Origin of the sequence: Hyphomicrobium sp. 802, assembly GCF_000526135.1 — a bacterium.
Taxonomy (GTDB): domain Bacteria; phylum Pseudomonadota; class Alphaproteobacteria; order Rhizobiales; family Hyphomicrobiaceae; genus Hyphomicrobium_B.
In genome coordinates, this window is record NZ_JAFM01000001.1 from 1,214,281 (window position 1) to 1,238,240 (window position 23,960).

Annotated in this window: 24 protein-coding genes; 16 read left to right on the forward strand and 8 right to left on the reverse strand. The window is 59.5% G+C overall.

What is annotated here, in order from left to right:
* Window positions 1-6 precede the first annotated feature (6 nt).
* From HYP802_RS0106060 to HYP802_RS0106075, 4 genes are read left to right on the forward strand one after another with little or no spacing between them, the layout of a single operon-like run.
* The gene (locus HYP802_RS0106060) at window positions 7-1,458 is read left to right on the forward strand and encodes a multicopper oxidase family protein (protein ID WP_013946241.1); all 1,452 of its coding nucleotides are present in this window, start codon (window positions 7-9) and stop codon (window positions 1,456-1,458) included.
* Window positions 1,455-2,624, forward strand: coding sequence for a di-heme oxidoredictase family protein (locus HYP802_RS0106065; RefSeq protein WP_024275343.1), 1,170 nt, complete (start codon window positions 1,455-1,457; stop codon window positions 2,622-2,624). Before HYP802_RS0106060 ends, HYP802_RS0106065 begins: the two co-directional genes overlap by 4 nt.
* Window positions 2,621-3,694 carry an imelysin family protein gene (locus tag HYP802_RS0106070; protein WP_024275344.1) on the forward strand — a complete coding sequence of 358 codons (1,074 nt, stop codon included), beginning with the start codon at window positions 2,621-2,623 and terminating at the stop codon, window positions 3,692-3,694. Before HYP802_RS0106065 ends, HYP802_RS0106070 begins: the two co-directional genes overlap by 4 nt.
* Entirely contained in the window at window positions 3,675-4,790 is a 1,116-nt protein-coding gene (locus HYP802_RS0106075) for a DUF1513 domain-containing protein (RefSeq protein ID WP_024275345.1), read from the forward strand. The genes HYP802_RS0106070 and HYP802_RS0106075 overlap by 20 nt, the downstream gene beginning before the upstream one ends.
* On the opposite strand, the gene HYP802_RS0106080 is transcribed toward HYP802_RS0106075, so the two are convergent.
* Together HYP802_RS0106080 and HYP802_RS0106085 are read right to left on the reverse strand one after the other, a co-directional pair.
* A complete protein-coding gene (locus HYP802_RS0106080; protein ID WP_024275346.1) occupies window positions 4,769-5,380 on the reverse strand; it encodes a nucleotidyltransferase family protein in 612 nt (203 codons plus the stop codon). The genes HYP802_RS0106075 and HYP802_RS0106080 overlap by 22 nt on opposite strands.
* Window positions 5,377-6,408, reverse strand: a complete 1,032-nt coding sequence (locus tag HYP802_RS0106085; protein WP_024275347.1) for an XdhC family protein — start codon at window positions 6,406-6,408, stop codon at window positions 5,377-5,379. The genes HYP802_RS0106080 and HYP802_RS0106085 overlap by 4 nt, the downstream gene beginning before the upstream one ends.
* A gap of 71 nt (window positions 6,409-6,479) precedes the next feature.
* Between HYP802_RS0106085 and rimO the strand changes: the two genes are divergently transcribed.
* A complete protein-coding gene (gene rimO / locus HYP802_RS0106090; protein WP_024275348.1) occupies window positions 6,480-7,874 on the forward strand; it encodes a 30S ribosomal protein S12 methylthiotransferase RimO in 1,395 nt (464 codons plus the stop codon).
* Window positions 7,875-7,926: 52 nt separating this feature from the next.
* On the opposite strand, the gene HYP802_RS0106095 is transcribed toward rimO, so the two are convergent.
* The gene (locus HYP802_RS0106095) at window positions 7,927-8,844 is read right to left on the reverse strand and encodes a cation diffusion facilitator family transporter (protein WP_013946248.1); all 918 of its coding nucleotides are present in this window, start codon (window positions 8,842-8,844) and stop codon (window positions 7,927-7,929) included.
* Between the two features lie 238 nt (window positions 8,845-9,082).
* On the opposite strand from HYP802_RS0106095, the gene HYP802_RS0106100 reads away from it, so the two are divergent.
* The gene (locus tag HYP802_RS0106100) at window positions 9,083-10,057 is read left to right on the forward strand and encodes a metal-dependent hydrolase (RefSeq protein ID WP_024275349.1); all 975 of its coding nucleotides are present in this window, start codon (window positions 9,083-9,085) and stop codon (window positions 10,055-10,057) included.
* Here HYP802_RS0106100 and HYP802_RS0106105 read toward each other — a convergent pair.
* The 4 genes from HYP802_RS0106105 to HYP802_RS22130 form a co-directional block, all read right to left on the reverse strand.
* Window positions 10,023-10,634 (reverse strand): TetR/AcrR family transcriptional regulator, encoded by a 612-nt coding sequence (locus tag HYP802_RS0106105; RefSeq protein ID WP_013946250.1) that lies wholly within the window; start codon window positions 10,632-10,634, stop codon window positions 10,023-10,025. The two genes, HYP802_RS0106100 and HYP802_RS0106105, sit on opposite strands and share 35 nt — an antisense overlap.
* Before the next feature lie 287 nt (window positions 10,635-10,921).
* Entirely contained in the window at window positions 10,922-11,587 is a 666-nt protein-coding gene (locus tag HYP802_RS0106110) for a TadE/TadG family type IV pilus assembly protein (protein WP_013946251.1), read from the reverse strand.
* A gap of 1 nt (window position 11,588) precedes the next feature.
* Complete coding sequence (locus HYP802_RS0106115) at window positions 11,589-12,218, reverse strand: TadE/TadG family type IV pilus assembly protein (protein ID WP_013946252.1); 630 nt, start codon at window positions 12,216-12,218, stop codon at window positions 11,589-11,591.
* A 129-nt stretch (window positions 12,219-12,347) separates the two neighbouring features.
* A complete protein-coding gene (locus tag HYP802_RS22130; protein ID WP_024275350.1) occupies window positions 12,348-12,803 on the reverse strand; it encodes a pilus assembly protein N-terminal domain-containing protein in 456 nt (151 codons plus the stop codon).
* Between the two features lie 616 nt (window positions 12,804-13,419).
* On the opposite strand from HYP802_RS22130, the gene HYP802_RS0106125 reads away from it, so the two are divergent.
* The 10 genes from HYP802_RS0106125 (at window position 13,420) to HYP802_RS0106170 (ending at window position 22,799) form a co-directional block, all read left to right on the forward strand.
* Complete coding sequence (locus HYP802_RS0106125; RefSeq protein ID WP_024275351.1) at window positions 13,420-13,596, forward strand: Flp family type IVb pilin; 177 nt, start codon at window positions 13,420-13,422, stop codon at window positions 13,594-13,596.
* Between the two features lie 170 nt (window positions 13,597-13,766).
* Window positions 13,767-13,958 carry a Flp family type IVb pilin gene (locus tag HYP802_RS0106130; protein ID WP_013946255.1) on the forward strand — a complete coding sequence of 64 codons (192 nt, stop codon included), beginning with the start codon at window positions 13,767-13,769 and terminating at the stop codon, window positions 13,956-13,958.
* 89 nt (window positions 13,959-14,047) lie between these two features.
* Complete coding sequence (locus tag HYP802_RS0106135; RefSeq protein WP_024275353.1) at window positions 14,048-14,557, forward strand: prepilin peptidase; 510 nt, start codon at window positions 14,048-14,050, stop codon at window positions 14,555-14,557.
* A 177-nt stretch (window positions 14,558-14,734) separates the two neighbouring features.
* Window positions 14,735-15,535: a Flp pilus assembly protein CpaB gene (gene cpaB / locus HYP802_RS0106140; protein WP_024275354.1), complete on the forward strand. Its 801-nt coding sequence runs from the start codon at window positions 14,735-14,737 to the stop codon at window positions 15,533-15,535.
* Between the two features lie 38 nt (window positions 15,536-15,573).
* Entirely contained in the window at window positions 15,574-17,196 is a 1,623-nt protein-coding gene (locus HYP802_RS0106145) for a type II and III secretion system protein family protein (RefSeq protein WP_024275355.1), read from the forward strand.
* Between the two features lie 23 nt (window positions 17,197-17,219).
* Complete coding sequence (locus HYP802_RS0106150) at window positions 17,220-17,957, forward strand: CpaD family pilus assembly protein (RefSeq protein ID WP_245261467.1); 738 nt, start codon at window positions 17,220-17,222, stop codon at window positions 17,955-17,957.
* A 15-nt stretch (window positions 17,958-17,972) separates the two neighbouring features.
* A complete protein-coding gene (locus HYP802_RS0106155; protein ID WP_024275357.1) occupies window positions 17,973-19,271 on the forward strand; it encodes a hypothetical protein in 1,299 nt (432 codons plus the stop codon).
* A gap of 13 nt (window positions 19,272-19,284) precedes the next feature.
* A complete protein-coding gene (locus HYP802_RS0106160) occupies window positions 19,285-20,787 on the forward strand; it encodes a CpaF family protein (RefSeq protein WP_024275358.1) in 1,503 nt (500 codons plus the stop codon).
* The gene (locus HYP802_RS0106165) at window positions 20,780-21,772 is read left to right on the forward strand and encodes a type II secretion system F family protein (RefSeq protein ID WP_013946262.1); all 993 of its coding nucleotides are present in this window, start codon (window positions 20,780-20,782) and stop codon (window positions 21,770-21,772) included. Before HYP802_RS0106160 ends, HYP802_RS0106165 begins: the two co-directional genes overlap by 8 nt.
* Before the next feature lie 34 nt (window positions 21,773-21,806).
* On the forward strand, window positions 21,807-22,799 hold the full coding sequence (locus tag HYP802_RS0106170; protein WP_024275359.1) for a type II secretion system F family protein: 993 nt from the start codon (window positions 21,807-21,809) through the stop codon (window positions 22,797-22,799).
* Between the two features lie 141 nt (window positions 22,800-22,940).
* On the opposite strand, the gene HYP802_RS0106175 is transcribed toward HYP802_RS0106170, so the two are convergent.
* Window positions 22,941-23,903 (reverse strand): tetratricopeptide repeat protein, encoded by a 963-nt coding sequence (locus HYP802_RS0106175; protein ID WP_024275360.1) that lies wholly within the window; start codon window positions 23,901-23,903, stop codon window positions 22,941-22,943.
* Window positions 23,904-23,960 lie beyond the last annotated feature (57 nt).

The window sequence follows — 23,960 nt, forward strand, 5'->3', positions numbered from 1 at the left end:
GCACGCATGGTAACGCGTCGCGACCTCATGCTCGGAGCCGCAGCCTTCACCGCTAGCGCGGGGGTGGGGTTTGTCGCCCCCGGGCGTAAGGTTCAGGCAAAAGAAGTCATCGCCAAGCCGATCGCGCACGGCGTTAAGTCGCTTGCGCTCGATCTCGCAGAGCGGCCGACGGCATTACCATGTTTCGGCGGCAAGACGCTGCCGCTCTGGACGTTTGAAGCCGGCCCGACGTTTCCGATCGTGCGGGTTAAGCTCGGCGAGCGGCTCGATACGGTTTTCCGAAACCATCTGCCGCGCAACGGCGAGGTCGCCTCGATCCATTGGCACGGGCTTCGAATTCCGAACGCGGAAGATGGCGTTCCGTATCTGACACAGCAGCCGATACCGCCGGGCGGCGAGGGACGGTATGCATTCGTGCCGCCCGACACGGGCTCGTTCTTCTTTCACACGCACTGCAATTCGGTGGAGCACTTCGGGCGCGGATTGGTTGGCGCACTGATCGTCGAAGGTGACGAGATAGAGCCGGCGGATGCGGAATACGTGCTGCTTGCCAAAGACTGGCGCATCGGACCCGACGGCAAATTTCTTCCGTTCTCGACGGACGAGGGTGCAGCCAAAGGCGGGACGCCCGGAACGATCCGGTCCGTCAATGGTGCGACGTCGCCGGTGATCACGGTCCCATCGTCGGCGAATGTTCGTATCCGGTTTTACAACCTCGATCCGATGCGCATTTCCGAGATCGGATTTGAGGACGCGGAAGCTGCGATCATCGCCATCGATGGCAACGGTCTGCCGCCGATGACGTTCGAATCGTGGCGTCTCGGCACGGCGATGCGCGTCGATATTCTGTTGCGTACGGCAGCGCCCGGCGGGTCGATCAAACTCTATGATTACTTCGCGAAAGAACCGTTCGTGCTTGCCGAGTTCAAATCGGAAGGCCCGCCGAAACGCTCGGACGCGTTCGAGCCGACGCCGCTCAAGGTGATGCCGTTTCCGAAACTCGACGAAGCGAACGCGCAAATCGTTCCATTCGAGTTTTCAGCGACGCCGACAGGACAGTCCATCGCGGATATCGGCGCCGGTCCCGGCATCGAGCTTGGGCCGCTCTGTCTGACGAAGCGGACGTTCTGGGCGATCAACAAGCGCGCGTGGCCAGGGCAGGATCATCGCGATCTCGGGCCGCCGCTTGCGGTGCTGAAATCTGGGCAAAGCTATATATTCGAACTCGATAATACGACGCCGCGGTCGCATCCGATCCATATCCATGGCCACACATTTGAAGTGTTGAATTCAAGTAAACGGAAGCTTCCGCGCTTCCGTTGCGATACGGTGCTGCTGATCCCGAACGAGCGCATCCAGGTCGGATTGGTTGCGGGCCTTCCGGGAAAATGGATGTTCCATTGCCATATCCTCGAACATCAAGAGACGGGCATGATGGGGTACATCGAGGTCGTATGACGCGGCGGTTGCAGGCCCTGTCGGTGCTGGCATTGTTCGCCGGAATGTTGCTGCCTGATGCCGGTTGCGCCGATCCGCTCGATGCTGCCGTCGGCAAAGCGCTGTTCGACCGGCAGTGGATTCCGGCGCCGTCTTCGACGAACGGAACGGATGGTCTTGGGCCGCTGTTTGTGTCGCGGTCATGCACGGGCTGTCATGCCCGCGCGGACGGTGCGCATGTGGTCGTGCGCGATGATGGCAAACCGGACATCGCTGGCGCAGTCGTTCGCTTCGGCACCGCCGACGGCGCCACAGATTCTTATTATGGTCTTGAACTGCAAACCAACGCGATCCCCGGATTGAAATCCGAGGGCAGCGCACGATTTCTACCGCACCTTAGTTACAACCTGAATGGGCCGCCGCTGGGGGAGGGCGTGCATGCGGGCGTTCGTCTTGCTCCGCAGTTGTTCGGCAAGGCCGCGTTCGACGACGTGTCGGACGAAGAGATCGTAAAGCGCGCCGCCGCCAACGCGAAGAGCGGTGGGCCCGTCAAAGGCCGCGCCAACGTCACGCCGCACGGCGTCGGCCGTTATGGCTGGAAAGCGGCGCACGTTTCGATCGACGAGCAGATCGCGCATGCGTTCGCGTTCGATATCGGGCTGTCGAGCCCGCTGTTCCCGTTGCCGTATGGCGACTGCACGACGGCTGAGACGGCCTGTCTGGCCGCCCCGAACGGCGAAAGTCCGGCGTTCGAGGGGCGCGAGCTTTCGTCGCCGATGATCGGTGTCGTCGCAAGTTATCTGAAATCGCTTCGCGCCCGGCCCGTGACTGAGGCTTTGGCGCTATTTACTTCGACGGGATGTGCGGCATGCCATGTTCCGGCGCTCACGGCGCGGGACGGGCGGCAAATTCCGGCCTTCACTGATCTTTTGCTTCACGATATGGGTCCAGGGCTCGATGACCATGTCGGAGAGCCGGGCGTGAAATCGTTCGAATGGCGGACGGCGCCGTTAATCAATGGCCGTTTGCGGCCCGAAGACCGGCGCTATCTTCACGACGGTTCGGCTGCAACGGTTGAAGACGCGATCGAGCGGCACGGTGGAGAAGCGGAACACAGCCGTAATCTTTTTGAGGCCTTGATGGTCGACGACAAGAAGCGACTGGTCGATTATGTGAATGGGCTATGATGGTACGAAAAGTCATGATCGCGGTGCTGGCGTTTTTGGCATTTGCGACGGAGGCGGTCAGCGCCGATCTGCCTCCTGAACCGCTGAGCCATGCGGGCATGGTGAAGGCTGCAATTGAACAATACATCATCCCGCACATCGATGCGCTGAAGGCTGCGACGGCGCCGTTGCCGGAAGCCGTCGAAGATGTTTGCAAGACGGGCTCGCCGGAAGCCGAAAAAGCGCTCCAAGAGCGCTTCGACAAGGCCGTTATCGCCTATGCAGGTGTCGATTTCCTGCGCTTCGGGCCGATGCTCGAAAAGGGGCGGCGCGAGCAGATTTCATTCTGGCCCGATCCGCGCGGGTTCGTTGCCCGGCAGATGCGGCTGTTGCTTTTGAACAAGGATGAAACGATTGCGCAGCCGGGCGCCATTCGCAAACAGAGCGCGGCTGTGCAGGGGCTTCCGGCACTCGAAACGCTGATGCACGATAAGAATGTGCCACTGGGGCCGGGTGATGCCGCGCGTTACCGGTGCCTTGTGGCGCATGCGATTGCTGCCAATGTCGCAAGCCTCGCGACGGAAGTGGCCGAGGGCTGGGAGAAGCCAAACGGCTGGGCCGATAAGATGCTGCATCCAGGCCCCGCGAACGACACGTATAAAAGCGATAGCGAGGCGGCCGTCGAAGTCGTCAAGGCGTTGATCGTCGGTCTGGGTTTGACGGCCGATCTGCAGGTGAAGCCGCAGATCGACGCCAAGGTTCGGCTAACGCCGCCCTACGACAAATCGGGATTGCAGAAGGCTTATTACGCGACGAGCGTCGCGTCGCTGCATCAGCTTTACGATGTTCTCAATCTTGAAAGCTGGTTGCCGCCCGATCGTCTCTGGATGAAGGATTGGGTAGTGGGGACATGGCGCACGCTCGAATCTAGCGACGGCGTCGGCGGGCATATGCCCCACGCGAAGCGAGAGGATACTCCGACGCTTCGGGAAGTGTTCGATCGCACGAATGGATTGCGCAACATGGTCGCGAACAGGTTGTCGGTCGCGGCCAAACTGACGGTAGGTTTCAATGAACTCGATGGCGATTGATCGCAGGCAGATGCTGCTCGGCACGCTGGCGTTCGTCGGCGCGACGGCACTTCGACCGGAATTCGCGGCAGCGGGAACAAGCGCGGCTTACGTTACGGCAGCGCGCCTTGCTGACGGTTCGTTCGGCATTCTGCTGCTCAGCGCTGATGGCGCGATCTTGCGCGAAGTGCCGTTGTCGGCGCGTGGACACGACATTGCTATCGACCAGACGTCGGGGCGCGTCGTGGTGTTTGCTCGGCGACCCGGCGCGTTCGCGGTTTCTTTCGAACTCAACAACGCGACGCCACCGCATGTATTTACGCCGGGCGAAGGCCGCCACTACTTCGGGCATGGCTCGTTCTCGCAGGACGGGCGATTGCTTTATGCATCAGAGAACGACATTGCGACCGGCATGGGCGTGATCGGCATTTATGATGTAGTCCGCAGCTTCAAGAAGATCGGCGAGCACTCGACGTTCGGCATGGGGCCGCACGAGATCATGCTGCTGGCTGACGGTAAGACGATCGCGTGCGGGAATGGCGGTCTCGATACGACACCCGAGGCGGGGCGCGAAAATCTCAACGTCGATTCGATGCAGCCGTCGTTGACGTTCGTCGATGTGGAAAGCGGCAAGCTTTTATCGAAACATGAGATGACGGGCGACGTGCAGTCGCTGTCGATCCGGCATGTGACGCAGGATGCGAACGGCATCGTCTGGTTCGGCGGCCAATGGGAAGGCAGCCCGAGCGAGACGCCGCCGCAGATCGTCGGCAGCGCTGGGCTCGATCGGCCATTCAAGCTGCTCGAACCGCAAGGCAAAGGCGGAGATGATCTCAAGGGCTATATCGGCGCAATGGCAGTGAGCAACGACGGACGCTTCATTGCGGCGAGTGCGCCGAAGGCCGGGCATGTGCTTTACGTCGATACCACGACGGCGACCGTCATCGGGCGTAGCGATCTGAAGGACGTTTGCGGGCTTGCGGCGGAAGGCGCGCGGGATTTCGCGGCGTCGTCGGGCTTCGGCATCATTCGCTACGAGACGGCGCAGGCGAGCACGATTTCAGAGCGCGCGCTACAGGACATCGCGTTCGACAATCACTTGCGGCGCATCGCCTGATCGCGGGCTTTGAAAGCCTCAAGGTCGGCTCGGGTGTCGATGTCGGCAAAGGCCCCTTCGTCGTCGCACGGCAAGGGTCGCCAAAGTGCTTGATGTGAGGTGAGGATCGCCCTGCCGCCGCTATCGCCCGTGACGGTCATGAGTTCTGGAAAGAGCGATTTGGGCCAGAGGATCGGGTGCCCCCGGCGGCCGTCGCTCGCGACGGGAAAGACGATCGCGGCCCGGTTGGATCGGAACGCCGAAACAAGCGCATTCACCAGCTCCGTCGAAATGGCGGGCATGTCGGCCAGCGCAACGAGCAGGCCGTCAGTGTTTTGCGAGATGTTTTTCAGGCCGGTGCGTAGCGACGTCGAGAGGCCATCGCGAGCGTCGGGATTTTCGGCCACGCGCCAGCGCCCTGTTCCGGCGGCCTTTTCCACGGCGCCATTTGCTTCCGATGTCACCAGCACGATGTCGGCAACATCGGATGCTGCCAGCGCCCGGCAAACGTGGCGGACAACGGGAATGCCGTCGATTTCGACCAACAGCTTATGGCCATCTTCGAAGCGGGATGAGCGTCCGGCGGCTAGGATGACAGCCGAGACGGTCACGCGTCAGGTGCTTTGCGGAACGCTGAGATGATCTGTGCCAGGATCGAGGTTGCGATTTCGCCCGGCGTTTCGGCTTCGATGTTGAGGCCGACGGGAGCGTGGATGCGCGCGATGTCGGCATCGGTGAAGCCAGCGGCCTTCAGGCGGTCGACGCGTTTGGCGTGCGTTCTGCGCGAGCCGAGCGCGCCGATGTAGCGGCACGGCGATTTCAAGGCGATGGACAGGGCTTCGTCGTCGATGTGGTCGACGTGAGTGAGCGTGACGACGGCGGAAAACGGATCGGCGGTGAGCTTTCTAAAACAATCCTCCGGCCAGCCCGCGATGAGCTGCGATGGGTCGAACCGTGTTGCGTTCGCGAATGCCGTGCGCGGGTCGATCACCTTCACGTCGTAGCCGGAGGCGGTCGCCATCGTCGCCAAGTGTTGGCCGATGTGGGTCGCGCCGACGATGACGATGCGCGGCGGCGGTGTCAGGGCATGGAGAAACGTTTCACCGCTTTTGTCGACGCCGCTATGGGCTCGGCGGATGGCTTCGGCGATGGCGGGATCAGTTGTGCTTGTGCCGTCATAGATTTGCCTCGCGCCGTCGGCGAGGCGCGTCATCACGACGACGGGCTCGCGGGCGGCGGCGGCACTGTCGAGTTTTTTCAGAAAGTCGAGATCGGTTTTCGGATCGAGCTTGCTGACGTGGACGCGGATCTTACCTCCACATGCCAGGCCTGCGCGCCAGGCTGTCTCGTCGGCGATCCCGAAGCTCAGCGTGTCGGGTTTGCCGCTCTCGATAACGTCCATTCCGGCGGCGATGACGTCGGCTTCGACGCACCCGCCCGACACCGAGCCCTGGAACTCATCTTCGCCGGCGATAACCATTTGTCCGCCGGCGCGGACGGGGGCCGATCCCCAGGTGTCGATGACAGTCGCAATGGCGACGGGGCGTCCGGCTTCGAGCCAAGCCCTTGCAGCGGCCCGAGGATTGGTCTTCGGGGCGTCGGATTTTTGAGGCGTTTCAGCGGTCTTGAGATCGGTCACGGGGGTATCTTCAACTGGTTGCCACAGTGTCGCGATTGCGCTTCGGAAGTCCCGAGGCTAGAAGCCCGAAGATGGCGAGACCCTCTCTAAAGATCAAGGCGAAGGCAAGTGCGAAGGTGCGGCGGCTGGCGCATGGCGCGACGGCTGAGCAAGCGCGCACGCCCAAGGTCGGCTTCGTGTCGCTCGGTTGTCCGAAGGCGCTGGTCGATAGCGAGCGCATTATTACCAAGCTGCGTTCGGAAGGCTATGCGATCGCGCGCGAGTATTCCGGCGCCGACGTTGTCGTCGTCAATACCTGCGGTTTTCTGGATTCCGCCAAGCAGGAGAGCCTCGACGCTATCGGCGAAGCGATGAACGGCAATGGCCGGGTGATCGTGACAGGGTGCTTCGGCGTCGAAGAAGGGCGCATTCGCGAGGCGCATCCGGGCGTGCTGGCGGTAACGGGGCCGCATCAATACGAGCAGGTCGTCGAAGCCGTTCACGACGCGGTGCCTCCGCTGCACGATCCTTATGTCGATCTCGTGCCGCCGGAAGGTTTGCGGCTGACGCCGCGCCACTACGCGTATCTGAAGATTTCGGAAGGCTGCAACAATCGCTGCACGTTCTGTATCATTCCATCGTTGCGCGGCGATCTTGCGAGCCGCCCCGCGAACCACGTGATGACGGAAGCGGAGCGGCTGGTGAATGCGGGCGTGAAAGAGCTGCTCGTCATCAGCCAGGACACCAGCGCGTACGGCCTCGATCTTAAATATCAAGAGAGTGCGTGGAAGGGCGGTCAGCTCAAGGCGCGCTTCCTCGACCTGTCGCGTGCGCTGGGCGATCTCGGTGCGTGGGTTCGGATGCACTACGTCTATCCTTATCCGCACGTCGATGACGTCATTCCGCTGATGGCCGAGGGCAAGATTTTGCCTTACCTCGACATTCCGTTTCAGCATGCGTCTCCGGCTGTCTTGAAGAAGATGCGGCGTCCGGCCTCGCAGGAGAAGACGGCAGAGAGAATTCGGCGCTGGCGCGACGTTTGTCCGGATCTTGCGATCCGCTCGACGTTCATCGTCGGCTTTCCCGGTGAGACCGAAGACGATTTCGCGTTTCTGCTCGATTGGCTGAAGGAAGCGAAGATCAACCGCGCCGGATGTTTCAAGTATGAAGCGGTTGAAGGCGCTCAGGCGAACGAGATTGAAGGCGCGGTTCCGGAAGAAGTGAAGGAAGAGCGCTGGCATCGCTTCATGGAAGCGCAGAAAGAGGTCAGCGGCGAATTGCTTCGCGGCAAAGTCGGCACGACGATCGACGTCATCATCGACGAGGTTGACGAGGACGGCGCTATTGGCCGCTCGAAGTGGGATGCGCCGGAGATCGACGGCAACGTGTTTCTCAACGGTGATGGCGATGTAAAGCCCGGCGATATCGTCAAGGCGAACATCATTGAGGCCGACAAATACGACCTCTGGGGCGACCGGGTGGTTTAACGGCTGGATTCCCGATCTTCGCTGATGCTCGATCGAGAATGACGAAAAAGATCTAAAGCGGTACCGCGCCGGAATCTTCCGGTTTTGCTTTGTATTCCGGCTCGACGTGGATCACCACTTCCGAGCCTTCGATGCTTTTCTCGATGGAATTTTCAAGCCGGTCGCAGATCGCATGCGCGTCATCGACGGTCATCGAGCCCGGCACAACGAGATGGAACTCGATGAACAAGGCTCGTCCTGCCTGGCGGGTGCGAATGTCGTGGGCCTGAAGCGCTCCGATGCCGTTCGCTTCGATGGCGCCGCGAATACGCGCCTCGATTTCAGGGCTCGCGGCTTCGTCCATGAGGCGGGACATCGATTCAGTCGCGATGCGATAGCCCATCATCAGAATGTTGACCGCGACCACGGCCGCAATCAGCGGATCGAGAATGTACCAGCCCGTCATCAGCGCCAGGATGAGCGCAATGACTACACCGACCGATGTGATGACGTCGGTGAAGAGATGATGGCCGTCGGCAACAAGCGCGGGAGAGCGCCATTGCGTGCCCCATTTGATCATCGCCCAAGCCCAAAGCGTGTTGATGACCGTTGCGATGCTGTTGATCGAAAGACCCAAAACGGAATGGTTGAGCGTCACGCCTTCAACGAGACCGTTGTAAGCCTTGATCATGATCAGCACGGCTGCGACGGCAATCATCGCGCCTTCGAACATCGCGGCAAGAAATTCAGCCTTGGAATGGCCGAACGGATGGTCCGAGTCCGGCGGCTTCGCGCTCATCCAGATGGCGACGTAGGCGGCTACCGCCGTTATGACGTTGACAATGCTTTCGAGTGCGTCTGAGTACAACGCGACGGAGCCGGAGACGACGTAAGCGGCGTACTTCAGACATATGACCGCCAGAGCCACGACTATGTTTGCGGCTGCAACTTTCGTGATTTTTTTGCTGGTCGGGGTGCTGTTCGTAAACATGTGAGCATTGGTTTCGCTGATGTCGTGACCTAGTCGCACATTCCATCGGTGGGCGCTACCGCAGAGCCGGGCTCGTCGCCCGAGCGGTATAAGAATGAAGGCTGCGGCGGCTTATCCACATGCGGGCCGGCCGGGCATCTCGTCGGGAAGACGAGAATCTGATGCTCCAATAGTCGCAGTATCGACTGCCGAATCTCTCAGCCCGGTATTTCGGCTGCGAGCGGGCTGGAGCACCCCAATGGCGAATTTCACGACACACATTGCGATCGGCACCGTCGTTTCCGGCGCGCTGGCCACGCTGACGCTCGCAGCCGACGTCGTGGCGCCGCAAAACCTCGTGGCGGTGACATTGGCCGGTGCGCTCGGATCGGTGTTGCCGGATATCGACCTCAAGGACTCGCGGCCAAGCCGCGCGATGTTCGCCGGGCTCGCTATTTTTGCATCCTTCGCGGTCCTGTTTAACGCCGCGACACATTATTCGATTGCGGAGCTTTGGCTGCTTTGGCTCGGGACGTTGCTGCTTGTGCGGTACGGGCTGCATACGATCTTCCATCGCATGGCCGTTCATCGCGGTATATGGCACTCGATCTTGGCTGCTGTTTTCTGTGCGGTGGCGACGGCGATCGTGTTTCGCCATCTTCTGGGAAAGCCGGAGGGCGTGTCGTGGCTGGCTGCGGCGTTCATGTTCGTGGGCTACATTACGCATCTGACGCTCGATGAGATCTACTCGGTCGACGTCATGGATACCCGCATCAAGTCTTCGTTCGGGACGGCGCTGAAGCTGTTCGATCGCCGGCATCTCTATGCGTCGGCGGGGATGGCGGCAGCGACGGCGCTCGCGATCATGCTATCGCCGCAGACGAGCACGTTCGTTCATGGGCTCAGTTCGCACGACATGTGGTCGGGCCTTGAGCAGCGGTTGCTGCCGACAGGCAAATGGTTCGGCGTTATCGAGGGGCCGCATTTTGCGTCTCGCAAGCCGGAGGCGGGCGAAGGGATGACGACGGGATCAATCGCCGCCCAGCCGGCCACCTCTCAGCCAGCGAGTGGCACGGGCGCGGCGGCAGATCATTCGGGGGCACTGCAGGCTCAGGGCGGCGCAGGGGAGGCAGCTACGCCTCTTCCCGCGTCGCAGACGCCTGCAGCGGTTTCAGCTCCGGCCGTGGTCCCGGCCGCCGTTACTGGTGCGCCGAGCGGCAGCGCAAGCCCTTGAGGAACGTCGAGGTGAGATCCTTGGCGTAAGTCTGGGCCGTTGCCGGAGTGATGTAGACGCCCTTCTCGGTGGCGGCGAAGGCCGTGATGCCATTCAGGCCGGCCAAGAAAGAGCGCGCCGTCGTATCGAGATCTTCGGTCGACAGGTTTGGTGCGACCTGGGCAAGCGCGCCTTTGACGACTTCAACAAGGCTGTTTGTATAGTCATGGAAGGGCGCCGGGACTGTTTTTCCTGCCGGGAGATTGTGGGCCAGGAATAGGTTCCACATCCGCCGATTGACCAGCGCGAAGTCGACGTAGGCGTAAGACAAGTCTTCGATGTTTTTTTCACCGTCTTGTCCGAGGGGCACACGTTTCAGGTGCTCGACCGTGCGGCCCATCAGTTGAACCTGGAGAGTCAGCAAAACATCGTCGAGGTTCTCGAAGATGTTATAGAGCGTGCCTGGCGAATAACCAATCATTCGCGCAATTTCGCGAGCCGAAAGACCTGTAATTCCATTGCGTTCTACAATGGTCTGAGACGCGTCAAGAATAAGCTGTCTCAATTCTTCCGGCGAGTGAACGGATCTCCGTCCCATAGGTTTCCTACGATCCCCAAACAGTGTTTACATTTTCGTAAGCTCGACTTTAACTCACGTTTATAACAGCACAAGGAAATATAGAACTCGGAGTTTGAAATCCTAGAGGTGAATTTCTTTCGGGGAAATTATGTTTATTTCCCAATGGAATAGAATGTTTTGGCGATCCGCAAAGACATGCTGTGTCAGGGTTTTATAAAATCAGCATGCTGATTATATTGCAAATACGAGCATGGGCCAGCGCTGAACAAAATTTTGTTATTTGCCGCAAAACGGGCTGGAAGACGTTACTGGCAAGCAGCTTTCGAGGGATTATCCCACGTATTGTTGTTGTTCAGGCCCGGCAGAAACATGACAGAGGGCACATCGCGGGGCGTCATGACCATCGTATCTGACCATGTGGACTGCCGAATGACACTCGGAAGCAGGTTCGAGAGGATGGGCGTGTATGTGTATGTGGCCTCGATGAAGACGGCGCGTCCATTGCCGACCAGCACGCCTTGATCGACGATCTTAGAATCTCCGCATCCCGACGTCACGCCGGTGGGATACTGGTAAGACCATTCGATTTTCGTTTGCGTTGGGTCATCGAGTTTGGCCCAAACTTGGTAGACACGAAGCGACAGCGGCGTGATGCTGTAGGGTTCCATCGCGTGCGCGACGGACTGCATGATGCCTGCAAGAGTATTCTTGGCATCCGTTGTCGTTACGCTCGCGTCGGCTTCGTCTTCCGGCCAAAGCTGCTTTTCGCGCGTGACGAGGTCGCCCACCATCGCCGTCGCACGCTGAAAGCGCTTATGGATCATCAGGGCGCGTGACAGCTCGATCGTGCCGAACGTCATCATCAGGAGCAGTGGGACGAGCAAAGCGAATTCGATCGCGGCGACGCCCGCGTCGTCGGTGCGAAAGACGCGAAATTTTGCCGACAGCGAGGATGTCCAAAGCTTGTGCATGTCAGCTGCCCGTTCCCGGAAACGGCTCAGTCCGGAATGCCGTAGACGACTGGATCATCATCGTTCCGTCCTGCATGTTGCCCAAATGGAGGAACGGAATTTTTGATGCGTATTCCCATTGGTAGCAGGTCGTCACGACCACGACGTTGCTGGCGCCACCGGTATAGGTGGCGATGAGATCGCCCGGATTACGATTGTTCACGCTCGCCGTGTTGTTTGCATCGACGCAGCGATGTATTCCGTTGGAGTTGAAACCAGTGTCGTCCGTCGGATTGGTGGTTCCAATGGCACTCCAGTCGGTCCAGCTTTGGGCCCAGACCTGCAGCTTGTCGCATTTGATCCAACCGCCGGCGCTATCGCAGATTGTCTGCTTGAATTGGGCGACGGTCATCTTGTCGGTGACGGCTTCGCCAGTGCGGATCAGCCGGCTCGTCTGATCCATGCCGCGTTCGAGGGTATTGGAAACAAAGAAGTAAAGTGCGCAGCCGATCAGGGCGAAGACGAACATCAGGAACGGCGTAAGGAGGATGGCGAATTCGACTGCGGTTGCGCCCCGGTCGTCGAGACTAAAGCGGCGTAGGCTCGCAAATCTCAAAGACAGCCGTCGTCTGGCCGTTGCCAGGCCTGCCATGGGTTGGAGCTCCGCGTCGCGATCATGTTTTGCGAAGAGCTAAACTGCGGAAGATTAAGACGGCATTTATCGAAAGGTGTTCTTTCTTTATCGGTTAAGAAGGCGTTGCCGAGGTGCCGCTTCCGTTCGCTATTGCGCGTTGTTGGCGCTGTTGCCTTGGTCCGACGTGCCGGACGAGAATTTGATCTTCGACGAGTTTGCGGACTCCACTTCTTTGAAGAAGTCCTTTTCATCGCCAATCGTCAGTGTCGGTTCGCAGTTCGGCGTGCACGCATATGTAAAGCGCTCGCTTCCTTTATGGAGATTGACGATACGGTTGTCGTCGCGCTCGACCATCACGCGCTGGTCCTGGATAATATTATGGTCGGTGTCGAGCGCAATGATGTTGGTGATGCCGAAGGTCTTACCCGTCACGACTAGCAGGTTGCCGTCCTGCAAAGCGACGTCCGCGATCGACGGATTGCCGACGATGATTTCGGAAGCGGGGCGCGGCAGTCGAAGCAACTGCGATTGATCATAGCGGACGATCAGATCGGCGGCCGTCGCCGGCATCGCAAACAGAAGAGAGATGCCGATGCCCAGCACAATGCTCCTCACTTGGGAGGAGACGGCGGTTGTTCTGGGGTTTGTCAGCATACGACGGAATCCGGGTTCATGACGAATTGCGCCATTACCCCAGAAATTGGTGAAGGATGTGCAAACGCCCGTCTCAGAGCGGCCTAAGCCTGGATGAGACACGGTCGGCCCCACAAAAGCGAAGCTCTGCAAGTCGATAAATTTGTTCGTATCGACTCTCGAGACCCGGCAGTGCTTGTTGGAGTTAGGGCGCTGGCTTGCCAGATGCACCGACGCAGCGGCCTCGACGCGGCGCGGAACTGGCAGAATTCCTTCTTCTTGTTCTTTTAGTATATTATGCGATAAATCATGTATTAACTCATAAATACTTGTGCCATTGGCGTTTTATGGCGCCAATTTTCGAATTAGTAACGGGTTATTCGGGTGGATTTCGTGATTTTATTTCTTGTGTTCTGTCGAGTTTAACTTGGATAATCGTGTATTAATGGAGATTTATGGCGAAATTCGCCTATTTTACTCGGTTTTAATTTTTCAGGACTATGTTTCCGAAAGTTCCCAGTTTGGGCGGAGACCCAATGGGACATGGATCGGACAACTACTTGAAGATTGGTTTGGGAGAGTACGAATGAACATGTTTTCGCGTTTCGTGAAGGACGAGTCGGGCGCAACGGCTATCGAATATGGCCTTATCGCAGCCATCGTCGCTGTCGGCATCATTGCCGCTCTGAGCCAGGTTCGTGGCGCTCTGCAGACGACGTTCACGGGCGTCGCCGATCAGCTCAACAGCGCCAACACCAACTAATTGCTGCGCTAAAGCGAAGCGTTTCGATATGCGCTCGGGGGATCGCTCCGAGCGCATATTTTATGGGCATTGGTGAAGACGGTTGAAACAATCTGCTCCGGGCTTCCAGCACCTGATCTTAAGAAATCAGCGCGATGCTTTCGGAAAGACTCGGCTGGAGGCAACTGAAAATGGGATCGGTTATGCTTCGAAACAAAGCCCTCAGGTTCATCGCTGATGAGAGCGGAGCGACTGCTATCGAATATGCGTTGATCGCCAGCATTATCAGTATCTGCATGGCGGCTGCTCTGACGCAGATTTCCGGCTCTCTTCAAAGCACGTTCAACAACATTGGCACGCAGCTCAACGCAAACGGCCAATAAAACTTCCGCAGCATCGGCATATTAGGTCGACTTTTACCCTGTTCGGGCAGGCTTCTCGCCATTGGCGGTCTATAACCGGGTCTTGGCGTATGAGTTCGATGGCATCTTTTGTTCTGATGGTTTTTCCGGTGGCGATGGCGTTTGCAGCGGCGAACGACCTTCTCACGATGAAAATCCCTAATCGCATTCCGATGGCGCTGGTTTCCGGATTTGTCGTCATTGCGCTTCTGACCCGCATGCCGCTTGACGTGTTCGGCATGAATTTGGCGGTCGGATTTGCTGTCCTTGCAGTGACGTTCAGCCTTTTTGCGTTCAATCTGCTCGGCGGCGGTGATGCCAAATTGATCGCGGCCGGTGCGCTTTGGATCGGCGCGGCGCACATCATCGACTATTTGCTGTTGACGACGATCTTTGGCGGCGCGCTGTGCCTCGCCATCCTGGCTTATCGCCGATGGGTCCCGGCGACTGCCCTTGCGCTTCCCGGTTGGGCGCATCGGCTGCACACAGAAAAGGGTCCGGTCCCTTATGGTATCGCGATCGCGGCAGGCGCGCTTGCTGTGTTCCCGAGTACGGATCTTTTCCTGACGCTGATGTCGTAAGCGCATCGGAGTCAGAGCAACGCGCGGCGCAACCCCGTTTACGCTTCGATAACTGGCTCTACAACGAATTACCTCCGCGCCCCAGTTCGAGACGGCGGTTAACTTCAAATTGACGATTGTCGGGCCATCATCAGGGCGAAGGAATCACGTTCGATCGCGAAGGGACTTGCGGGGCGTATGAAGCGGGCTCAGCTTATCGGCTTTTCAGTGGCACTCGTTGCCGCGGGGCTAGCTTATTATGTCGCGGGCGCTCTTCTGCAGCCGCCCGCTCCCATTACCGTCGAGAAGCATGTCGACAGCACAAAGGTGCTCGTTGCCGGCAGGAATATTCCCGTTGGCGAGATCGTCAACGAAGGCAGCTTCCGCTGGATGACGTGGCCGAAAAGCGCTGTGTCGCCCGACTATCTGAACCAAAAAACGGTTGGAGCTGACATCTTGAAGCGGCTTGCCGGATCGGTCGCGCGAGCGCCGATCCTCGCGGGTGAGCCGATTACGAAGCAAAAGCTGATCAAGCCCGGCGACGGTGGCGTGCTCGCCGCTATTCTTCCGCAAGGCATGCGCGCCATATCGACGAAGATCCGCGCGGAAACCGCGGCAGGCAGCTTGATCCTGCCGAACGATCACGTCGATGTCATCCTGATCCGGCGCGTGCGAGGTCGCAACAACGATGATCAGAGCGTCGCCGATACGCTGTTTCGCAACGTTCGGGTGCTCGCGATCGGTCAGCAGATCCAGACTAAAGAAGGCAAGATGGTCGCCGAAAGCTCGGCGAGCACGGCAACGCTCGAGCTGACGCCACATCAGTCCGAAATGATGGCGCTCGCAAATACGATGGGGGACATCACCCTCTCGCTGCGCAGCGTCGCCGATCTGAATTCGGATCCGACGGGATCGGGTGCAGGCCTCCGCCGGCCGAAAGAGAATTCCGTGCGTATCGTACGTTACGGCGCGAAGTCGCGTGTGTATGGCGTGAACTGAGTCATCAAAAGTCAGTGGTCGTCATAAGGTAAGACCTCATGCGCATTACTCTAGAATTTTCGTGGCGCGCCGCGGTGCGCGCCGTCGCGCTGCTTGTCGGCGTCGGGATGTTGTGCGCGAATTTATCGCCCGCATCTGCGCAGGCGCAACGGGGCGGCGACCAGTCTTACGACGACGATGTTTCGGGGGCGGATCACCAGTCGTTTATCCGTATCCAGGATACCGGGGGTCCAATCCGCAAGAGCATAAAGATCGGGATGGGCAAGTCGGTTCTCTTGGAGTTCCCGCGGCCGGTTCGCGACGTGATGGTTTCCAACCCGGCTGTTGTCGATGCCGTGGTGCTGAGTTCGAACCGCGTTTTCCTGCTCGCAAAAGATATGGGCGAGGCCAACGCCTTCTTCTTCGATACGTCCGGCAATCAATTCGCGACGATGGAGCTTTACGTTGCGCGCGAGACTGCGGGACTGGAATCGCTTCTGAACCGCATCATTACGGGGGCGCGGATCAAGGTCGAAATGTTGAACCAGACCGTGATCCTGACGGGCTCCGTCAAGAGCCCGATCGACTCGACGCGTGCGGGCGATATCGCCGGACAGTTCATCTCGCAGCAATTACGCACCTTTTCCGCGAATACCAAGGAGGGTGTTTCGCTGGCTGAAGGACAGACGAACCAGATCAAGGAATCCGTCATCAACATGCTGACGGTTGAGGCCGAAGAGCAGGTGATGCTCAAGGTCACGGTCGCGGAAGTTCAACGCACCCTGCTTAAGCAGATGGGTGTCAACGTCGGCGCCATGGTGCAGTCCGGCAGCTTCGCGACGCAGCTTCTAACGGAAAACTCGTTCCCGATCACGGTGGCGCAGGGCCTTGGCGCCTTGCCTTCGGTCGGCATCGGAACGGCGGCAAGCTCTGGCTGTACGGTCGGCGCACTTTGCACGATCAATACGGGCACCGGAGGATCGTTTCAGAACAGCGGCATTACTTCGCAATTCGGAAGTGGAAACAACGCAGTCCAGACTGCGATCCGCGCGCTCGAACGCGACGGTCTGATCCGTACGCTGGCCGAGCCCAACCTGACAGCGATCTCGGGCGAGCCGGCTGAGTTCCTGGCGGGCGGTGAGGTTCCTTACGTCACGGGCATCGACACGCAGTCGGGCGTTAGCTCGGTGGCTTTCAAGAAGTTCGGTGTGCAGTTGAGCTTCACGCCGGTCGTTCTTTCCGAAGGTCGCATCAGTCTCAAGATCGATACCAGCGTCAGCGATATCTCGCAGTTCATCGCCAACAACCCAGTGTTCGATACGCGCCAGGCCAAGACGGTCGTCGAGTTGCCGTCGGGCGGCTCCTTGGCGCTTGCCGGTCTCATCAGCACCAAGACGCAGCAGAACATCGACGGGCTGCCGGGTGCAAAAGACATCCCGATTCTCGGTACGCTATTTCGCAGCCGCGACTTCCAGAACCAGGAATCGGAACTGGTCGTGATCGTGACGCCCTATGTCGTGCAGCCGGTCTCGCGTCAGCAGCTTGCAACGCCTGCGGATGGTTTGGCGCCGGCGACCGATCTCAAGGCAGACTTTCTGGGTCATCTGAACCGGATCTACGGCAAGAGCGAAGCTATGCCGTCCGGCGGTCTCAAAGGTGACTACGGCTTTATCGTCGAATAATTGGGGCAAGACGCGTCATGCAGATGAAAAGCACGAGTGCCGGCGGCCCGAAGAGATTGCGGACCGACATGGGCAGGATTGTCATGATCGCCCTATTGTCCATGGTTGCGGGCGGCTGTCAGCATGATGGTGTCACGGGACCGCAAGTTGCGGGCTGGACGCTCGTCGATCCCGAGCAGCGCCACCCGATCCTGGTTTCGCAACAGCCCGCGACCCTCAGCCTGCATATCTCGCGGAACGCCGATGGATTGACGCCAGCGCAGCGGGCGCGGGTGCTCGAATTCTCCAGCCGCAGCCGGGCGTCCGATGCCGGTAACAGCCGCATCGTTATCTCGGCACCAAGTGGCGCGTCGAACGAAAGCGCTTCGATGCAGGCCGCGGATGAAGCGCGCAAGCTTCTTATCGATACAGGCTATTCGGAGACGACGATCGCGGTCGAGGCGTACCCGGCTTATGGCCGCGATGCGCCGGTGCGGTTGTCGTATATGCGCTATGTCGCGGAAGCGCCGAATTGCGGGCAGGACTGGTCTGAGAACCTGGCACGGACTTACCAGAACACGCCTTATCCGAACATGGGCTGTGCCGCGCAGCGCAACTTGGCGGTGATGGTCGCCAATCCGGCCGATCTGCTCGGACCGCGTACGATGACGAGCCGCGATTCCAACCGCCGCGACGACATGTACGAAAAATACGTGAAGGGTGAAGCCGTCGGCGCAGCCGCCGAGGCTCAGACTGTCCAGAGTGTCACCAGCGGCCAGTGATCGATCGGAGACGTCATGTCCAAGCTTGCTCATCTTACCGACGACGAGCCCTACTTCGATAGCGATGAGGCGTTGGCCGCCCATCCTAGCGATCGCGCCCGGCCGATCCCGCGCATTTCAATTCAAGCGTTTTGCGACGATCTGAACGTCGCTGATGCGGTTCAGCATGCGGCGGAAGATCGGCGCCTGGCGAAGGCGCATGTTAGCGTCCACATGGGCGGGATCGCGGCGGCGATTGCGCACTATGCCGATAGTCCGACGCCCAATCTCATCATTGCTGATAGTTCTCACAGCGGCAGTCAGCTGCTGTCGGAGCTCGATCATCTCGCAGAAAGCTGCGATCCGGGAACGAAGGTGATCGTTATCGGTCGCCATAACGACGTGATGCTCTATCGCGAGCTGTTGAAGCGCGGCGTCGCCGAATATCTGGTCGCGCCGACTGATCCCATCGAGTTGATGGAGAGCATCTCCAATCTCTACAACAACCCAGAGACGGACCCGGTCGGGCACGTCTTTGCGTTCATCGGCGCCAAGGGCGGCGTCGGATCATCGACCATCTGCCATAACGTGGCGTGGACGATGTCGGAGGCGCTGGAAACCGACGTCACGATTGCCGACATGGACCTCGCGTTCGGCACGACGGGGCTCGATTTTAATCAGGATCCCGTTCAAGGCATCGTCGAAGCTCTGTCGGCGCCGGAGCGTCTGGACGATCAGCTGCTCGACCGGTTGCTGACGAAGTGCTCCGAACGGCTGTCGATTTTTGCGGCGCCCGTCGTCCTCGACCGCGACTTCGATTTTTCGGCTGACGCTTGCGAGACCGTTATCGATGTTGCGCGGCAGAACGTGCCGTTCGTCGCGATCGACCTGCCGCACGGCTGGTCTCCGTGGACGAAGCGGCTGTTGCTGCAGGCCGACGAGATCGTCATCACAGCCGCGCCCGATCTCGCCAATCTGAGAAACGCGAAGAATATCGTCGATCTCATGAAGACCTCGCGACGGAACGACCAGCATCCGCACCTGATCCTCAATATGGCAAACCAGCCGAAGCGGCAGGAAATCAGCGTCAAGGAATTCGAGCAGGCGCTCGATTTGAAGGTTCTCGCCGTCGTCGACTATGACAGCGAGACGTTCAGTCAGGCCGCCAACAACGGCCAGATGGTGGAAGAGCTTAACGCCAAGGCAAAAGCCGTCGAAAAGTTTCACGATGTGGCGATGAAGCTAACGAGACGTAAAGACACGAAGGCCGAAAAACAGAGTTCGGCACTTTCGGCCCTGGCGCCGATCTTGGAGAAGCTAAAGCTCAAGCGTTGAGGATTTCAGGTTCATGTTCGGAAGGCGCTCAAACGAGCCACAGGCAGATCGACGCGTAACGCCGCGTCCTCCCGAACCGCAGGCCGCACCTGCTGCAACCGAGGCTAGACCGGCTGCGGCAGCTCCGGCGCGCAGTGCGGTGCCGCCACCGAGCGCGCCGCCTAAAAAGCCGGAACCCGCGCCGGAACCGCAGCGGCGGCATTCCGAAGAGTACTATGACGTCAAGACGACAGTCTTTAACGCGCTGATCGACACCATCGATCTCACGCAGCTATCGAAGCTCGACAGCGTGACGGCGCGCGAAGAAATTCGCGATATCGTCAGCGAGATCATTCAGATCAAGAACGTCGTGATGTCGATTTCGGAGCAGGAAGAGCTGCTCGAAGACATCTGCAACGACGTTCTCGGCTATGGTCCGCTTGAGCCCCTTCTGGCGCGAGATGATATCGCCGATATCATGGTGAACGGTGCCGCGACGACCTTCATCGAAGTCGGCGGCAAGGTGCAAAAGACCGGCGTCCGCTTTGCCGACAATCAGCAGTTGATGAATATCTGTCAGCGCATCGTCAGCCAGGTCGGCCGGCGTGTCGATGAATCCAGCCCGATCTGCGACGCGCGTCTGCCGGATGGGTCACGCGTCAACGTCATTGCGCCGCCGCTTGCGATCGATGGGCCAGCGCTCACGATCCGAAAATTCAAAAAGGATCGGTTGAAGCTCGAACAGCTCGTCAAGTTCGGTTCGATTACGCCGGAAGGCAAAACCATTCTGGAGATCATTGGACGCGTTCGCTGCAACGTCGTCATCTCAGGCGGTACGGGCTCAGGCAAGACGACGCTGCTCAACTGTCTGACCGGCTCGATCGACCACGACGAGCGCATTATCACGTGCGAAGACTCGGCCGAACTTCAGCTGCAGCAGCCCCATGTCGTGCGGCTGGAAACGCGCCCGCCGAACCTCGAAGGCGAGGGCGAGATCAAGATGCGCGATCTCATCAAGAACTGTCTGCGTATGCGGCCTGAGCGGATCATCGTCGGCGAAGTCCGTGGACCTGAAGCGTTTGACTTGCTTCAGGCCATGAATACCGGCCACGACGGCTCGATGGGCACCCTTCACGCCAACAGTCCGCGCGAAGCCTTGAGCCGACTTGAATCGATGATCATGCAGGGTGGCTACGCGCTGCCGATCAAGACGATCCGCGAAATGATCTGCGGTTCGGTCGATGTCATCATTCAGGCCTCGCGATTGCGGGACGGCTCGCGCAAGATCACGCACATCACTGAAGTTCTCGGCATGGAAGAAGAAACGATCACGCTGCAGAACATTCTCGTCTACGAAATCACGGGCGAAGACGCACACGGCAAGCTGACCGGGCGACACCGTTCGACGGGCATCGTTCGTCCGCGGTTCTGGGAGCGCGCAGAATACTACAACGAGACTGAAAAGCTCGCAGCGGCGCTCGTGCGGTCGGAAGTCATGGACGATCTCGGCAATCCGCTTGGAGATCAAAATGGCTGATCTTGGGCTGCCGACGTTTCTCGCGCCGCTGCTCGCCGCGCTGGCTTTCGCCGGTATCGTGTTCGCGGTGGCGTACCCGTATTTTGCGGACGATCGCAAGGGAAAGCGTGTCGAGGTCGTTGCGGGAGGACGGTCGTCGCGCAAAGGTAGCTCGGCCATTGCCGATATCCAGAGCAGCAGAAAAAAGTCCGTTGCTGAAACGCTGAAGGAAATCGAAGTCCGCGAGAAGGCCAAGAAGAAGATCACGATGAGCCTGCGCTTGATGCGGGCCGGTACGAAGCGAAAGCCCCGCGATTTCTATGTTGCGAGTGCGTTGCTCGGCGTGCTTTTGGCGTCTATCGCGCTTCTCATTCTCGAATTGCCGTTTTCGGCGGCGATCGTGGCGGCATTCGTCGGCGGTTTTGGTCTGCCGCGGTGGATTCTGAACAAGATGACCGCGCGTCGGCAGGCCAAATTTCTGGGGCAGCTTGCAAACGCTATCGACGTCATCGTGCGTGGCATCAAATCCGGCCTGCCGCTCAACGAATGTCTTCAGGTCATCGCACGTGAGAGCCCGGAACCGCTCGGCAGCGAGTTTCTCGAAGTCGTCGATCAACAAAAGATGGGCGTTGGGTTGGCGGACGGGCTTGAGCGCATGTGCGACCGGCTTCCACTTCCGGAAGTGCGCTTTCTGACGATCGTCATTGCGATCCAGCAGCAGGCGGGCGGCAACTTGTCAGAAGCGCTCTCCAATCTGGCGAGCGTGTTGCGCGAAAGGCAGTCGCTGGCGATGAAAGTCAAGGCGCTGTCGGCGGAAGCCAAGGCATCGGCCATCGTGCTTGCATCTTTGCCGCCTGGTGTCATGACGATGGTCTATCTGTCGTCGCCCGACTACATCATGCCGCTGTTCACGACGACGATGGGGCATTTCATGGTCGCGTTCGGCGCGGTGTGGATGCTTACCGGCGTTTTGATCATGAGGAAGATGATCAACTTCAAATTTTAGATCTTTTCACGCGAGCAGGCACGGTCGTGCGCAGATGACGACATTCATCGATACAATCATGAACCCGCAGTTCATCGCGACGGCGCTGGCGGCGATCTGCGTCTTCGCGACGGTTTTGACGGTGGCGTTGCCGATGCTGCAGCGGGACCAGATGAACCGGCGCATGCGTGAAATGGCGATCGAGCGCAGCAAAATGCGCTCGGCGCGGCTTGCGGAAATGACGTCGAAAGACCGCCAGCAGGGCGGTGCGAGCCGGCTTCGCTCGACGCCAAAAGGCTTTATGCAGCGGGTTGTCGACAAGTTCAATTTGCGGGAACGGTTCGACAACGAAGAGCTGCGCGAAAATCTCAAGCGAGCGGGTCTGCGCGGTCAGGCCAACATTGTCGCGTTCCTGTTCTTCCGCGTTGCGGCGCCGATTGCGATTTTCTTTTTCGCGCTCTTTTATCTTTTCGTGCTGTACGACAGCGGCTATCCGCCGATGATTAATCTGTTGATCGCGCTGGCGGCGGGTTTTCTCGGCTTCTATGTGCCGAACATGTTCATCACCAACCGCGTGCAGAAGCGGCAGATGGCCATCAAGCAGGCGTGGCCGGATGCGCTCGACATGCTGTTGATTTGCGTGCAGTCGGGCATGTCGGTCGAAGCAGGGTTCGCGAAAGTTGGCAAAGAGATCGTCAGCCAGTCGGTCGAGCTTGCGGAAGAAATGTCGCTGACGACGGCGGAACTCTCCTACCTTCAGGACCGGCGGCAGGCCTACGACAATCTTGCGAAGCGGACGGGGTTGCCCGGCGTGAAAGCGGTGACGACAGCGCTCGCTCAGGCCGAGCGTTACGGCACGCCCGTCGGGACGGCGTTGCGTACGATGGCCAAGGAAAACCGCGAAATCCGGCAGTCGGAAGCCGAGCGTAAGGCGGCCGCGCTGCCGCCGAAGCTCACCGTGCCGATGATCGTGTTTTTCCTGCCGGTACTTTTCGTCGTCATTCTGGGACCGGCCGTCATCAGCTATATGGCGCTGAAGCAGCATTAGGATGCGCTTTTCGCTGCTCCACGTTTGCGAGGAGCAGCGAGAAGAGACGCCCGGTTTGCGATTGGTCTTTGTCTATTTGATGAGACGCGCGAGCTTGGCATGGCGGCGCGTCATGACGTCGAGCGGTAGCCGACAGCGGCTTCAGCGCACCAGTGGCGGGCTTTGGTCGGTCGTCGTCTGCCACACGCTCTGGCTGACGGGAAGCGACGACGTCGTCGTGGCGGCGGCGCGCTGCACTTCGATCCGCGGCTGGGAGGGGCTCACGTAGGTATTGCTGGCGAAGCTTTTGGCGTCGGGCATCGCCGTCGTCGGTTGGAGCTGGACCATCTGCTTCAGATAGTTGGCGTTGGCGCTGGCGGTATCGGTCGAGAGTACGCGGGATGCGATGGCCTTCGATTCATCATAGCGGCCCTGCAGGCCGAGCACGAGAGCCAGGTTTTCACGAACCTTCGGCGTCGCGCCGGGAGCGACAAGCGCCTGACGCAGAATGCCCTCGGCCTTTTTCGGATCGCCGGTCATGGCGTAGGCCATGGCGAGATTGTTCATGACGGTCGGGTTGTCCGGCGAAAGGGTCAGCGCGCGCTCATAGAACGGCACGGCGTCGGCATATTTGCCCTGCTTCGCCATCACGGTGCCGCGCGCCGAGACGACCCGCCAATCCGGTTTCGCCGGATCGTCGGCGACCGTCAGCATCTGGTTGGCGACGCCGACCTGGTCCATTTCGAGCGCCAGGCGGCCGTATTCGCCGGCAAGCTCCTGATCGCTGCCGTGAATGAGCGCGGCTTGCTGCAGAACAGACAAGGCTTTCGACTTTTCGCCGAGCGCCTTCAGGTCTTTCGCATAATTGAGTGCGGGCTTCAGTTCGGCCGGGTTTTTGGCGTATTGCTGGCCCCAGTAGATCGTTGCCTTCTGCAACTCGGTCTGCGGCGTGCCGGGGGTGGTATCTCCGGTCGTCGTATCACTGGGTTTCATGGCGATGCTTGGCAGCAGATCAGTGGAGGCGGAGCAGGCACCCAGGAGCAGCGATGCCGTGAGCGACGCGAAGGTTCCGAGGCGCGGAAGGCGCGGCAAAGTCTGCGAGCGGGGGCGCTCAAAACGCGTCATGACGGTCTCCTGGGGTGATTCGCTCATCAGCGACGAATCAAGGTGAGGCCGTCAGTT

Coding starts and splice junctions, on each gene's coding strand:
- HYP802_RS0106060 (WP_013946241.1), top strand. CDS start 7: ATGGTAACGCGTCGCGACCTCATGCTCGGAGCCGCAGCCTTCACCGCT.
- HYP802_RS0106065 (WP_024275343.1), top strand. CDS start 1,455: ATGACGCGGCGGTTGCAGGCCCTGTCGGTGCTGGCATTGTTCGCCGGA.
- HYP802_RS0106070 (WP_024275344.1), top strand. CDS start 2,621: ATGATGGTACGAAAAGTCATGATCGCGGTGCTGGCGTTTTTGGCATTT.
- HYP802_RS0106075 (WP_024275345.1), top strand. CDS start 3,675: ATGAACTCGATGGCGATTGATCGCAGGCAGATGCTGCTCGGCACGCTG.
- rimO (WP_024275348.1), top strand. CDS start 6,480: ATGGCGAGACCCTCTCTAAAGATCAAGGCGAAGGCAAGTGCGAAGGTG.
- HYP802_RS0106095 (WP_013946248.1), bottom strand. CDS start 8,844: ATGTTTACGAACAGCACCCCGACCAGCAAAAAAATCACGAAAGTTGCA.
- HYP802_RS0106100 (WP_024275349.1), top strand. CDS start 9,083: ATGGCGAATTTCACGACACACATTGCGATCGGCACCGTCGTTTCCGGC.
- HYP802_RS0106105 (WP_013946250.1), bottom strand. CDS start 10,634: ATGGGACGGAGATCCGTTCACTCGCCGGAAGAATTGAGACAGCTTATT.
- HYP802_RS0106110 (WP_013946251.1), bottom strand. CDS start 11,587: ATGCACAAGCTTTGGACATCCTCGCTGTCGGCAAAATTTCGCGTCTTT.
- HYP802_RS0106115 (WP_013946252.1), bottom strand. CDS start 12,218: ATGGCAGGCCTGGCAACGGCCAGACGACGGCTGTCTTTGAGATTTGCG.
- HYP802_RS0106125 (WP_024275351.1), top strand. CDS start 13,420: ATGAACATGTTTTCGCGTTTCGTGAAGGACGAGTCGGGCGCAACGGCT.
- HYP802_RS0106130 (WP_013946255.1), top strand. CDS start 13,767: ATGGGATCGGTTATGCTTCGAAACAAAGCCCTCAGGTTCATCGCTGAT.
- HYP802_RS0106135 (WP_024275353.1), top strand. CDS start 14,048: ATGAGTTCGATGGCATCTTTTGTTCTGATGGTTTTTCCGGTGGCGATG.
- cpaB (WP_024275354.1), top strand. CDS start 14,735: ATGAAGCGGGCTCAGCTTATCGGCTTTTCAGTGGCACTCGTTGCCGCG.
- HYP802_RS0106145 (WP_024275355.1), top strand. CDS start 15,574: ATGCGCATTACTCTAGAATTTTCGTGGCGCGCCGCGGTGCGCGCCGTC.
- HYP802_RS0106150 (WP_245261467.1), top strand. CDS start 17,220: ATGAAAAGCACGAGTGCCGGCGGCCCGAAGAGATTGCGGACCGACATG.
- HYP802_RS0106155 (WP_024275357.1), top strand. CDS start 17,973: ATGTCCAAGCTTGCTCATCTTACCGACGACGAGCCCTACTTCGATAGC.
- HYP802_RS0106160 (WP_024275358.1), top strand. CDS start 19,285: ATGTTCGGAAGGCGCTCAAACGAGCCACAGGCAGATCGACGCGTAACG.
- HYP802_RS0106165 (WP_013946262.1), top strand. CDS start 20,780: ATGGCTGATCTTGGGCTGCCGACGTTTCTCGCGCCGCTGCTCGCCGCG.
- HYP802_RS0106170 (WP_024275359.1), top strand. CDS start 21,807: ATGACGACATTCATCGATACAATCATGAACCCGCAGTTCATCGCGACG.
- HYP802_RS0106175 (WP_024275360.1), bottom strand. CDS start 23,903: ATGACGCGTTTTGAGCGCCCCCGCTCGCAGACTTTGCCGCGCCTTCCG.